This window comes from Cognatilysobacter terrigena (assembly GCF_004361065.1).
In the GTDB taxonomy this organism is placed as follows: Bacteria; Pseudomonadota; Gammaproteobacteria; order Xanthomonadales; family Xanthomonadaceae; genus Cognatilysobacter; species Cognatilysobacter terrigena.
Window position 1 is genome coordinate 1 of the sequence record NZ_SELT01000009.1, and the last position, 12,410, is coordinate 12,410.

Genomic DNA, 12,410 nt, shown 5'->3' on the forward strand with positions numbered 1-12,410 from the left:
TCCGAACTCGGAAGTGAAACGCACCCGCGCCGATGGTAGTGTGGCATTGCCCATGCGAGAGTAGGTCATCGCCAGGGTCTTTATCCCGCAAACCCCCGACAGCTCACGCTGCCGGGGGTTTGTCTTTGGGGGATTTGGAAAGTAGTTCGACGTGCTCTGGAGAAGTGATCACGCGCGGCGGCCATCTCCTCCCAAAGCTAATCGCTGAATGTCCAAGCTAACACGGTCCAGGTAATCAGCCCGAGCAGCGCCAGCCCCCTCGTGTTTCAGTTGTCCGCTGACAGCTGCGTCGGTAGACATCCGCTATGCAGCGTCAGTAACGGGCGGCGACAATTCCAAGCTACTTGTCTCGCAGCTTGGAGGCGGTCTCGTCGTTCCACCACGAAATCGCTCCGGCGACTAACCGGGGGCCGTGTCTGGGGCATCGTCTACAAGACCGTTAGCGGCGACGCTGCGACTGGCTGCCCAAAACGTCAGGCGACCGACATTGCTGCCTGAGCGAGCAGCGCGAAGACGCACGCGATGCCAATGAACCAGCTGCCGCTCCGTGCCAGCGGAACGCCGGCGACGTAGAACGCGCCGTGCAGGATTCTGGCGACGATGAATACGACGGCGAGCAGCGACACGCGCGCGTCCGGAACTCCGGCCAGATGGGCGAGGATCACACCCGCAGCGAATGCCGGGAACGCCTCGAACGCATTCATCTGCGCCGCGTTCGCGCGCGACACGCGCGGATCGGTCTGGCGCGCCAGCCATGCACGCGGGTCGCGGTTGTCGTAGCGCTCGCCACGGGACTTGGCGACGACGGTCCATACGTACGGAAGCGCGGCTGCGATCAGCACGCACCAGTAGGCGATCGAGATCGGCATCGGCGGACTCCCCAGTCAGTTTCGGCGAGCCTAGCGCACGCACCGGACGGCGGCCATGACTTCCGGCGGCCGGAACCCGGCCGTTTTACCGTTAGGCTGACGGCTTCCAAACGGAAGGGGAATTCCGATGCGACGTCGTCTCCTGCCCGCGCTGCTCGGCGGGTTGCTCATCACTGCGTCCGCGCATGCCGCGACGCCCGATCGCTGGCAGGTGCCGGTGGCGGTCAAGAAGCTCGACAACGGCCTGACCGTCGTCGTGTCCGAAGATCACAGCTCGCCGACCGTCGGCGTGTCGATGGTCTATCACGTCGGCATGCGCCTCGAGCCGAAGGACCGCACGGGCTTCGCGCACCTCTTCGAGCACCTGATGTTCGAAGGCACGCCGAATGCGAAGGAAGGCGTGTTCGACAAGGTGATCACCGGCGGCGGCGGTCGCAACAACGGCTCGACGCGTCCCGACTTCACCAATTACATCGAGATGGCGCCGGCATCAGCGCTGGAGCCCATCCTGTGGCTCGAAGCCGATCGCATGAAGACGCTCGACTTCAATCCCGCGACGCTGAAGAACCAGCAGGACGTCGTGAAGGAAGAGATCCGCGTCAACGTGAAGAACCAGCCGTACGGCGGGTTCTACTGGATCGACATGGGGCAGCAGGCATTCAGCAAGTGGGAAAACAACCACGACGGCTACGGCAGCTTCAAAGATCTCGAAGGTGCGAGCCTGACGGACGTTTCGAGCTTCCATCGCGACTTCTACGGCCCGAATAACGCGGTGCTCGGTATCGCCGGTGACGTGACGCCCGACCAGGCGTTCGCGCTCGCGCAGAAGTATTTCGGCGGCATCCCCGCGCGCACGACCCCGAAGCGTCCGGACGTCAAGGAAAGTCTCAACACGAAGGAAAAGCGCGTCCAGCAGACCGACGCGCTCGCGCAGGTGCCGGCGGTCGCGGCGGCATGGAAGATGCCGGAGCGCGGCAGCAAGGACCAGGCGGCGATGGCGGTGCTCGGCGACGTGCTCGCCGGCGGCGACGCGTCGCGCTTCTACCAGGGCATCGTCAAGGGTCGCGAGCTCGCGCTGAACGTCGAGTCGCTGTACGGCCTGACGAGCCCGTGGGAATACGACGGCCCGACGCTGTTCACCGTGTTCGCGCTGTACAAGCCGACGACGAACGCCGATGCCGTGCTGGCCGCGATGGACGAGGAAATCGCGAAGGTCGCGAAGGACGGCGTCAGCGACGCCGAACTCCAGCGCGTCAAGACGCACATGCTCGCCGATTGGTACAACGGCCTCGAAGCGTTCATCAATCGCGCCGATACCGTCGCCAAGTTGCAGACGCTCTGGGGCGACGCGAACGTCGTGAACAAGATCCCGACGTGGATCGAAGGCGTCACCAGCGCCGATCTGCAGCGCGCCGCGAAGACGTATCTCGCGCGCACCAATCGCACCGTCATCGATCGCGTGCCGACCGCGATGGCGAAGGCCGCGCCGGCCGCACCGGCCGCCGGCAAGTAAGGAGACGACGCATGAAGACGATTTCTCTGCTCGCCGCCGCCGTCTCGCTGGCGATCGCCGGCGCTGCGGTCGCCGGCCCGAAGGCCGTGTTGCCGGCCGATCTTCCGCCGTACGCGCCGGATCGCCCGCTGCCGGTTCCGGCCATCCGGAAGACGACGCTGCCGAACGGCCTCGAAGTCTGGATCGTGCCGCGCACCGGTCTGCCGCGCGTCGATGCGGTACTGGCCATTCGCGGTGCGGGCCTTGCTGCCGACGATGCGCAGCATCCGGGCTTCGCGAACGTGCTCGCCGGCCTGCTCAACGAAGGCAGCGCGAAGCACGACTCCAAGGCGATCGCCGAAGCAGCGCAGGGCCTCGGCGGCAGCATCGGTGCCGGTGCGTCGAACGACGGCATGATGGTGTCGGCGAACGCGCTCGCATCGCATACGAGTGAAATGCTCGCACTGCTCGGCGAAGTCGCGCGCACGCCGACCTTTCCGGACAACGAAGTGCGCCTCGCGCAGGCGAACGCGCTGCAGAGCCTGAAGGCGTCGGAAGCGCAGCCTGCGTTCAAGGCCGAACGTGCGCTGGCGCCCGCCATCTACGGCGACCATCCGTATGCGCGCACGCAGCCCACCGAAGCGTCGATCATGTCGGTGACGCCGCAGTTGCTTCGCGATGCGCATGCGCAGCGTTTCCGTCCGGATCGCGCGCTGCTCGTCATCGCCGGTCCGATCGACGGCGCGGAGGCGATGCGTGCCGTCGAAGCCGCGTTCGGCGACTGGAAGGCCAATGGCGCCGCGCCCGCGGAGACGCCGGACGCACCGCGCACCGCCACACCGAAGTACGTGCTCGTGCAACGCGACGGCAGCGTGCAGTCGGCGATCCGTCTCGGCCGCCCCGGCATTGCCGCCACCGACGCGGATTACGTCCCGCTGCAGCTCGCCGGCACCGTGCTCGGCGGCGGTTTCAGCTCGCGCCTGATGCAGAACCTGCGCGAGGACAAGGGTTACACCTACGGTGCGCGCGGCGGTTCCAGCGCGTTGCGCGAAGGCGGGCGCATCAGCGCGTCGGCCGACGTCCGCAACGAAGTCACCGGCGCCGCGATCAAGGAGTTCGAGGCGGAGTTCAAGCGCATGGGCGACGAACCGGTTCCCGCGCAGGAACTGGAAGACACCAAGCGCTACGTCGCGGGCGGTTACCTGCTCAACAACCAGTTGCAGGGCGCCGTCGCCGGCACGCTCGCAGGCAACTGGCTGGTCGGACTGCCGGCCGAGTTCCTCGGCCAGTACGTGCCGAAGATCCGCGCGGTCGATGCCGCCCAGGTGCAGGCGGTCAGCAAGAAGTACTTCGATCCGAAGGACCAGTCGATCATCGTCGTCGGCGATCCGAAGGCGGTCGCGGAGCAGCTGAAGTCCTACGGCAGTTTCGAAGTGCGGGCGAAGTAAGATCAAGTGATCTGCAAGAAAGGCCGCCGAGAGGCGGCCTTTCTTTTTTGCGATCGAGAACTCGACTTCCAGCGCTCAGCCAGCGAAACGTGTGTCGTTGGTCGGCGGTACACCCTTAAACCCGGTGCACCGATGTTCCACACAGAGCGTGCATCGCAACCGCTCGCCAAAACTGGGCGACGCGCGATATCAATCGTGAAGACCCCGGAGGGGCGGCCGACACGATGTCGGCCGTCGCCACCCGAGCCATGGATGGCGAGTGTGGCGATCGCGAGGAACCCGCATGTTGCGGGCTGTAGATCCGTCGAGGAAGGTGCTTTCTTTGGTTACCTTTCTTTGCACCAGCAAAGAAAGTAACTCGGCCGCTTTAGCGGCCGAAACGCTTCTCCGCAAAGCCGAAAAAGCTTTACGACAGCGCGTCGCCACCAAAGAACGCTCATCCGAAAACAACGAAGCCGCCCAAAGGCGGCCCCGTCACGACAAGAAATTCGACCTACACGCGATTACGGCGCAGCCGGCGGCGTCGCCCCGCTGAACCGACGCACCGTCGCCCCCGTCACCGCGCCGATCTTCGCGCTGTCGTGCACGTACAGCGTCACCGGACGCTCGAACACCAGCGCCCCATCGACCTGCGCATTCGGGCCGATGACGATGCGCGGATCGCGCTTGTGGAAGCTGATCATCTGCATCTGCGGCTTTTCGACGTGGATGCCGCCATGCACGTGGCTGCCGACGCCGACCGTGATGTCGCCGTTGACCGTGCGGACGCCGCGCGACACGTCCGTGCTGATCAGCCCGATCGCACCGTTCACCGTCTCGATGCCGCCGCTGACCGTGCTGCCGGAGTCGATCAGGATGCCGCCATTCACCGTGGTGACGTCGCCGCCGATGCGCAGCTTCGAGCCGATGTGGATGCCGCCGTTGACAGTGGTGAGCTCGCCCACCTGCGCGCCATCGCCGATGCGGATGCCGCCGTTCACCGTCTCCGCGGAGCCGGCCTGCACGTTGGCGTCGATCTCGATGCTGCCGTTGACGGTTTCCAGGCTGCCGAAGGCGCGGCCCGCTTCGGCATGGATGCTGCCGTTGACCTTGTCGATGCTGGTGCGGTCGTCGGCGTAGGCGGAAGCCGACAGCGCGAGGCCGAGGGCGAGCGGCAGGATCATCAAACGGGTGCGCATGGCGTTTCCTCGTGGTCTGTACGGCTTTGGATGCGGCCGGACGCCGCAGGGTTTAAGCGCCGTGCGGCGGGTCGTCGCAGGGCCGCCGGTACAATCGCGCGTCCGCTCCCGCCGGGCACCTGCCCGAAGTCACAGGTCCGCGCCGTGTCGAACGCAGTTGTGAAGCCCGTCGTCCTCCTCATCCTCGATGGCTGGGGCCATCGCGAGGATCCCGCCGACAACGCGCTCGCGCAGGCGCAGCTGCCCAACTGGGACGCGCTGGTGCGCGACTGCCCGAACACGCTGATCCATACCGAAGGCCGCCATGTCGGCCTGCCGGACGGGCAGATGGGCAATTCCGAAGTCGGCCACATGAACCTCGGCGCCGGCCGCATCGTCTACCAGGACCTGACGCGCATCGACGCCGCGATCGAGGACGGCACGTTCTTCGACAACGCGGAACTGCGTGCGGCCTGCGAAGGCGCGAAGGCGGCGAACGCGACGCTGCACGTCATGGGCCTGCTCTCGCCGGGTGGCGTGCACAGCCATGAGCAGCACATCTTCGCGATGCTGGAGATGGCGCATCGCCTGGGTGTCGCGAAGGTTGCCGTGCATGCATTCCTCGACGGCCGCGATACGCCGCCGAAGTCGGCCGAGCCGAGCCTGCGCGCACTGCAGGCGGTGTGCGATCGCCTCGGCAACGCGCGCATCGCGACGATCGGCGGCCGTTACTTCGCCATGGATCGCGACAAGCGCTGGGATCGGGTGCAGCGTGCGTGGGATGCGATGGTCGACGCACGCGCCGCACACGGCGCGACCGATGCGATCGCCGCGCTCGAAGCCGCCTACGCGCGCGGCGAGACCGACGAGTTCGTCGCGCCGACGGTGCTCGACGGCTACACCGGCATGCACGACGGCGACGCCGTGGTGTTCATGAACTTCCGTGCCGATCGCGCGCGCCAGCTGACGTCCGCGTTCGTGCTGCCGACGTTCGACGGCTTCGATGCGCGTCGCCCGCGGCTGTCGCGCTTCGTCTGCCTCACCGAATACGACGCCCGGCTGCCGGCGCCGGTGGCGTTCGGCCCCGACGAGCTGCGCAACACGCTCGGCGAAGTGCTGGCCGATCGCGGCTTGAAGCAGTTGCGCATCGCCGAGACCGAGAAGTACGCGCACGTCACGTTCTTCTTCAGCGGGGGACGCGAGGACGAATATCCAGGTGAGACGCGCATCCTCGTGCCGAGCCCGAAGGTCGCGACCTACGACCTGCAGCCCGAGATGAGCTGCCCGGAAGTCACCGAAAAACTCTGCGCGGCGATCCGCTCGGGCAGCATCGATGTCGCGATCTGCAACATCGCCAATCCCGACATGGTTGGCCACACCGGTGTGATGAGCGCGGCGATCAAGGCGGCGGAAGCGGTCGACACCGCGCTTGGCGCGATTCGTGCAGCGGTCGCCGACATGCACGGCGCCTTGCTGATCACCGCCGACCACGGCAACCTCGAGATGATGCGCGACGAAAGCACCGGCCAGCCGCACACGGCGCACACCGTCGGCCCGGTGCCGTTCGTGTATTGCGGGCCGCGCGCGGCGACGCTGCGATCCGGCGGTGCGTTGCGCGACGTCGCGCCGACCATCCTCGACCTGCTCGGCGTCGACAAGCCCGCCGAGATGACGGGCGCGAGCCTGCTGCAGGGCTGACGGATGCGCCTGCGCGCCGCGTTGTTCGCCCTGCTGCTGCTGCTCGCGCCCGCGTTGCCGGGTGCGGCGCAGGACACGCGCGGCACCGAGAAGAAGCTGCAGGCGATCAAGCGTGAGCTTCAGGGTGTCGCGACGGAGCGTCGCCAGCTGGAAACACAGCGCGGCAGCGCGAGCCAGCAGTTGCGGCAGGCGGACGAGCAGGTCGGCAAGAGCGGGCGCGTGCTGCAGGACACGCAGACGCGCATCGAAGATGAGAAGTCCCGCCTTGCCCGGCTGCGCGCGCAGCAGGCGCAATTGCGCACCACGCTCGGCGGCGCGCGCGAGGACCTTGCGACGCTGCTGCGCGCGGCGGATCGTCAGGGCACGGCGGGCCCGCTGAAGTCGCTGCTTGCGCGCGACCGCGTCGAGGATGCGCAGCGGTTGCTCACGTATCACGGGTATCTCGAGAAGGCGCGGGCCAAGCGCATCCGCGAGCTCACCGCGCAGCTGGCCGAGCTCGATCGCGTCGAAGCGGAAATCGCGCAACGCACGGGCGAACTCACCGCCGCGCAGCAGGCGCAGGTCGAACAGCTGAAGAAGCTGCAGCAGGATCGCGAGCAGCGCGCCGCGCTCGTCGCGCAGCTCGACGCGAAGTACAAGGATCGCGCCGCACGCGAGCAGGCGCTGGGCCGCGACGCGAAGGCGCTCGAATCGCTGCTGCAGAAGCTGCGCATCGCGGCGGCGAAGGCGCGAGAGGAACAGCGTCGCCTCGCCGAGAAGCGTGCACGCGAAGCTGCGGCCGCGGCGAAAGCCGACGCCGAAGCCGCGCGCATCGCGAAGGCCGAAGGCCGACCCGCACCGCCGAAGCACGTCGTGCGTCCACCGATGCAGGTGGCGAGCGCACCGGCGCCGCAGGTCGGTGGCCTGGGTTGGCCGCTGTCGGGCGCGCTGCTCGCGGGGTACGGCGGCACGATGCCGGACGGGCGTCGCAGCGACGGCCTGCTGATCGCCGCGAATTCCGGCACGGCCGTGCGTGCAGTCGCCGACGGCACCGTCGTCTACGCCGACTGGATGACCGGCTACGGCCAGTTGCTGATCATCGACCACGGCAACGGCTACATGAGCCTGTACGCGCACAACGACGCGCTGCTCAAGGACGCCGGCTCGGCCGTGCATCGCGGCGACAGCGTCGCGACGGTCGGCACGTCGGGCGGGCAGGGGCGGCCGTCGCTGTATTTCGAGCTGCGCCGTAACGGCCAGCCGGTCGACCCCGGCGTGTGGCTGCGACGCTGAAGCGCAACGCCGCGTGCACGCCGCTTTCCGAGCGGCCGGTTAACGTGCTGAACTCGACGCTTCCTCGACGGTCCGACCGTCGTCCCCGTTCCGGAGTCGCCATGCGCCGCCTGCTCGCCCTCGCACTTCTCGCCGCACTGCCCGTCGCGGCGCAACAGGCGCCCGCGCCGGCCGCGCCGCCGAAGGATGCAGCGCCGCCGCCCAAGGAAGCGCCGCCGCCCAAGGAAGCGCCGGCCACGCCCGCACCCGCGGCCGACCCGAAGGCGCCGGCGAGCACGCCGGCGTCGACCGCAGCGAAGGCCGCCGCGGACGCCAAGGCCGAGGACGACGCGAGCAAGGTGCCGCTCGACGACATCCGCCGCTTCGTCACCGTCTACAACGCGGTGAAGCAGGCGTACGTCGAGCCCGTCACGGACGACAAGCTCATGAAGGCGGCGATCCATGGCCTGCTGCTCGACCTCGATCCGCACAGCACCTATTTCGACAAGAGCGACGCCGAGGATTTCGATCAGAACGCGCGCGGCGCGTACGAAGGCATCGGTGTCGAACTGCAGCGCCAGAAGGACGGCACGCTCAAGGTCGTGTCGGCCATCGACGACACGCCGGCGGCGAAGGCCGGGCTGAAGTCGGGCGACATCATCGTCGCGATGGACGGCAAGCCGTTCCGCCCCGACGAAGGCGACACCAGCGCGCCGCTGCGCGGGCCCGCGGGCAGCAAGGTCGTGCTCACCGTGGTACGCAAGAACGCGAAGAAGCCGCTCGAGATCACGGTGGTGCGCGAAACCATCCACGTCACGTCGGTGCGTTCGCGCACGCTCGAGCCGGGCTTCGGCTACGTGCGCGTCGCCGCGTTCCAGGCCGACACCGCCGCCGATTTCGAGAAGGCGCTCGCCAAGCTCACCGAAGGCGGCGCGCTGCGTGGCCTCGTGCTCGACCTGCGCAGCAATCCGGGCGGCCTGCTCACCTCCGCCGTGCAGATCGCCGACGACGTGCTCGACAAGGGCGGCATCGTGTCGACGCGCGGCCGCATCTCGATCAGCGACGCGCAGTTCTCCGCCACGCCCGGCGATCGCCTCAACGGCGCGCCGCTGGTGGTGCTGGTCGACGGCGGTTCGGCGAGTGCGTCGGAAGTGCTCGCGGGTGCGCTCAAGGACAACGGCCGCGCGCGCATCGTCGGCAGCCGCACCTTCGGCAAGGGCTCGGTGCAGACCGTGCTTCCGCTCGACAACGGCGATTCGGTGAAGCTCACCACCGCGCGTTATTTCACGCCGAGCGGCAAGTCGATCCAGGCGCTGGGCATCGTGCCGGATGTCCCGCTCGCCGCGCCGCGTTCGGCCGACGACACGCGCCTGCTGATCTCGGAAGCGAGCCTGCCAGGCCACCTGCGTGGTGACGCCGACGACAACGACACCGCGGGCGACGTGCTCGACGGCGAGACCTACGTGACGCAGGCGCTGGCCGAGCTCAAGCGCATGGCGGGCGTGCCGGTCGCGGATGCGAAGCCCGCGAAACCGGCACCGAAAAAGAAGTAAGCGTCAGCGCGGCTTGCTGGGCATGGGGAACGGTGTCACCACGCGTTCCCCGGTCGCCGCGTCGCGGATGGACGACTGCGACTTCTTCTCGACTTCCTCGATGCGCACGATCGAATGCATCGGCAGGTGCAGCATGCGCGTCGCGCCGAACTCGTCGCGCAGGCGTTCCTCGGTCGGATCGACGACGACGCCCTCGTTGACGTCGAACACCAGCTCGCCGACTTCGGTGAAGCCCCAGATCGCGCCGCTGGCGACGTGGCGGGCGTACAGCTCGTACACCTTGCCGGCGTTGAGGAAGGTCACCTTGTAGAGCGGCTTGGGCATGGCAGGGATCGGTTCGGCGGTGGCAGCGATGTGGGGCGCGATCGCCGCGGTTCAACAGCATGCGCCGCGGCGCGTGAGTCCGGTCAGACGCCGGGCGCGCGCTTCATCCGCCGTTTGATCGCGTTGCGCGACAGCAGCGCGAACGCGCCCCCGAACGCGAAACCCGCGAGGTGCGCCGACCACGCCACCGCACCGAACGCCGGACCCACGAAGGTGTAGACCAGCTGCAGACCGGCCCACAGCCCGATCAGCACGGCGGCGGGCATGCGCACGAACTGCAGGAACAGGCCCAGCGGGACGACCAACCCGAGGCGGGCGGTCGGGAACAGCGCGAGGTAGGCGCCGATCAGCGCCGACACTGCACCGCTGGCGCCGATGATCAGGCGGTCGGGTGTGCCGATGACCAGCACCGTCGCAAGGTTGGCCACCGCGCCGCCGACGAGGAACAGCGTCAGGAACCGCCACGGCCCCATCGCGCGCTCGGCCGGCACGCCGAAGATCAGCAGAAACAAGAGGTTGCCGACGACGTGCGCCCAGTCGGCGTGGAGGAACAGGGCGGTCACCAAGCGGGCAAGGTGGCCGTCCCGCACGGCTTCGACGACCGCCGGCCACGAGCGCAGGTCCCCCGAGAGCGCGCCCCACTGCATGACCAGCTGCTGGCGCTCGGCGTCCGGCAGCAGGGTGGTGACCACGAAACAGCCCCACAGCGCGACGAACAGCGTGGGCATGGCCCACGGCAGCGACGGCTTCTGGCGAGGCGGAATGGCGACGAACACGGGTCGGGGGAGGGCTCCGGTCGGGCCCGGGCATCATGCGGCACGGCCGGGGCCGCCGCCCAGCGGTGGCGGCCGGCCTATTGTTAGGCGGGGGTTAAAGGCTATATTCGGCCCCGCATGGTCGCCGGGCGCGGGCCAGCTCAGAGAAGCCGGCACGACCGGCACAGCAAGCAGAACATTTCCTTCGGAGAGAGACATGCAGAACGGCTTCATGCGCTTCACGGCGCTCGCGCTCGGCGTCGCCGGCGCGCTGGCGATGGGCAACGTCCACGCCTCCGGCTTCCAGATCCGCGAGAACAGCGTCAAGAACCTCGGCCGCGCCAACTCCGGCACCGCCGTGGCGAAGAACGACGCCTCGGTCGTCTCGAACAACCCCGCCGCGATGGCCAACTTCAGCCGCAACGCGGTGCAGGTCGACCTGACCGACATCAACCTCGATGCCGAGTTCACCGGCAGCGGCAAGACGGCGATCGGTACGCCGCTCAACGGCAGCAACGGTGGCGACCCGGGCGACCCGACCGTCGTTCCGGCCCTGGCCGCGGTGTTCCCGCTGTCGGGCGCGCTGGACAAGGTCACCGTCGGCGTCAGCGTCGACGCGCCGTTCGGCCTCAAGACCGAATACGACCCGAACTGGGTTGGCCGCTACAACGCGATCAAGTCGGACGTGAAGACGGTTGATCTCAACCTGTCCGCTGCCATCGCCGTTACCGACCGCTTCTCGATCGGCGGCGGCCTGATCCTTCAGCGCGCCGATGTCACGCTGTCGAACGCGATCGATTTCGGCACTCAGTTGTGCGCAGGTTCGGGCAACCCGGCGAACTGCGCGAGCCCCGTATTCCCGTTCCATCCGCAGCAGAACGACGGCTCCGTCGAGGTCAGCGGCGACGACACCTCGATCGGCTGGCGTGTGGGTCTGCAATGGCGGCCGACCGATGCACTGAGCATTGGCGTTGCCCATCGCTCGGAAATTGACCATGACCTGAGCGGTACGGCCGAGTTCACGATTCCCGGCAACGTCGCCGCAAGCCCGAGCAGTGCGGCGCCGGGCGCTCCGTCGATCGGGACGGTGTTCCGCGACGGCTCGATCACGGCCCCGCTCACCACACCGAGCGTTACTACGGTTTCGGTGGAATACGACTTCACCCCGCAGTTCCGCCTGATGGCCGACTACCAGGCAACCGACTGGCACTCGCTAAAGGCGGTGCAGATCTTTCGCAGCGGCGGGGGCGTGCTCGGCAACGAGCCGTTCCAGTGGAAGGACACGAACTTCTACTCGCTCGGCGGCGAATGGGATCTGAGCCCGCAGTGGACGCTGCGTGCCGGCATCGCGAAGGACGAGTCGCCGACCAACGACACGTACCGCACGCCGCGCCTGCCGGACAAGGATCGCAAGATCTTCACGATCGGTGCAACGTGGAACGTCAGCGACGCGTTCAGCGTCGACGCCGCCTACATGCGCATCAACGTCGACGACCCGACCATCAACAACATCCACTCCTCGAGCCAGTCGACGCTGACCGGCAAGTTCAGCGCAAACGCGAACCTGTTCGGCGTCGCCGCGCAGTACCGCTTCTGATCGGCTGCACCGTGTACGAAAAAGCCCCGCTTCGGCGGGGCTTTTTTTATGGGCATTTCGGTCGTGCGTTCAGTGCTTCGTGTCGACCACGCGGACATTGCGCGCCAACGTCTTGAAGCGCGCGCCGTCATCCTGCACGACGGTGATGGTGACGTGCCCGGTCTTGCTCGTGTTGAGGTCGCGCGCGACGCCGGACTTGCCGGCGTGCGTGCCGTTCACCACGTCAACGCGGTCGCCATCGCGCACGTTCGCGTCGTTCGCCACGA

At 67.8% G+C, this 12,410-nt stretch carries 11 protein-coding genes and 1 rRNA gene; 7 read left to right on the forward strand and 5 right to left on the reverse strand.

Annotated elements, in window-relative coordinates:
* Positions 1-77 (forward strand): 5S ribosomal RNA (gene rrf, locus EVS83_RS16240); the annotation flags it as partial.
* Positions 78-473: 396 nt separating this feature from the next.
* Here rrf and EVS83_RS07110 read toward each other — a convergent pair.
* Positions 474-869 carry an MAPEG family protein gene (locus EVS83_RS07110; RefSeq protein WP_208108706.1) on the reverse strand — a complete coding sequence of 132 codons (396 nt, stop codon included), beginning with the start codon at positions 867-869 and terminating at the stop codon, positions 474-476.
* 127 nt (positions 870-996) lie between these two features.
* Here EVS83_RS07110 and EVS83_RS07115 point away from each other — a divergent pair, with 127 nt between their 5' ends.
* Together EVS83_RS07115 and EVS83_RS07120 are read left to right on the forward strand one after the other, a co-directional pair.
* Positions 997-2,382 (forward strand): M16 family metallopeptidase, encoded by a 1,386-nt coding sequence (locus tag EVS83_RS07115; protein ID WP_133500349.1) that lies wholly within the window; start codon positions 997-999, stop codon positions 2,380-2,382.
* Between the two features lie 11 nt (positions 2,383-2,393).
* Positions 2,394-3,809: a M16 family metallopeptidase gene (locus EVS83_RS07120; RefSeq protein ID WP_133500350.1), complete on the forward strand. Its 1,416-nt coding sequence runs from the start codon at positions 2,394-2,396 to the stop codon at positions 3,807-3,809.
* A 503-nt stretch (positions 3,810-4,312) separates the two neighbouring features.
* On the opposite strand, the gene EVS83_RS07125 is transcribed toward EVS83_RS07120, so the two are convergent.
* Positions 4,313-4,987 carry a DUF4097 family beta strand repeat-containing protein gene (locus EVS83_RS07125; RefSeq protein ID WP_133500351.1) on the reverse strand — a complete coding sequence of 225 codons (675 nt, stop codon included), beginning with the start codon at positions 4,985-4,987 and terminating at the stop codon, positions 4,313-4,315.
* A gap of 144 nt (positions 4,988-5,131) precedes the next feature.
* Between EVS83_RS07125 and gpmI the strand changes: the two genes are divergently transcribed.
* From gpmI to EVS83_RS07140, 3 genes are all read left to right on the forward strand, one after another.
* Positions 5,132-6,664, forward strand: coding sequence for a 2,3-bisphosphoglycerate-independent phosphoglycerate mutase (gpmI, locus tag EVS83_RS07130; RefSeq protein ID WP_246022811.1), 1,533 nt, complete (start codon positions 5,132-5,134; stop codon positions 6,662-6,664).
* A 3-nt stretch (positions 6,665-6,667) separates the two neighbouring features.
* The gene (locus EVS83_RS07135; protein ID WP_133500353.1) at positions 6,668-7,936 is read left to right on the forward strand and encodes a murein hydrolase activator EnvC family protein; all 1,269 of its coding nucleotides are present in this window, start codon (positions 6,668-6,670) and stop codon (positions 7,934-7,936) included.
* Positions 7,937-8,037: 101 nt separating this feature from the next.
* A complete protein-coding gene (locus EVS83_RS07140; protein ID WP_133500354.1) occupies positions 8,038-9,468 on the forward strand; it encodes a S41 family peptidase in 1,431 nt (476 codons plus the stop codon).
* Positions 9,469-9,471: 3 nt separating this feature from the next.
* Here EVS83_RS07140 and EVS83_RS07145 read toward each other — a convergent pair whose 3' ends face one another.
* Positions 9,472-9,792 carry a DUF1820 family protein gene (locus EVS83_RS07145; RefSeq protein ID WP_133500355.1) on the reverse strand — a complete coding sequence of 107 codons (321 nt, stop codon included), beginning with the start codon at positions 9,790-9,792 and terminating at the stop codon, positions 9,472-9,474.
* A gap of 83 nt (positions 9,793-9,875) precedes the next feature.
* Positions 9,876-10,568 (reverse strand): rhomboid family intramembrane serine protease, encoded by a 693-nt coding sequence (locus EVS83_RS07150; RefSeq protein WP_133500356.1) that lies wholly within the window; start codon positions 10,566-10,568, stop codon positions 9,876-9,878.
* Between EVS83_RS07150 and EVS83_RS07155 the strand changes: the two genes are divergently transcribed.
* Entirely contained in the window at positions 10,519-12,144 is a 1,626-nt protein-coding gene (locus EVS83_RS07155; RefSeq protein WP_133500357.1) for an OmpP1/FadL family transporter, read from the forward strand. The two genes, EVS83_RS07150 and EVS83_RS07155, sit on opposite strands and share 50 nt — an antisense overlap.
* A gap of 69 nt (positions 12,145-12,213) precedes the next feature.
* Here the strand turns inward: EVS83_RS07155 and EVS83_RS07160 are convergent, their stop codons facing one another.
* Entirely contained in the window at positions 12,214-12,408 is a 195-nt protein-coding gene (locus EVS83_RS07160) for a hypothetical protein (RefSeq protein WP_208108707.1), read from the reverse strand.
* Between the last annotated feature and the right edge of the window lie 2 nt (positions 12,409-12,410).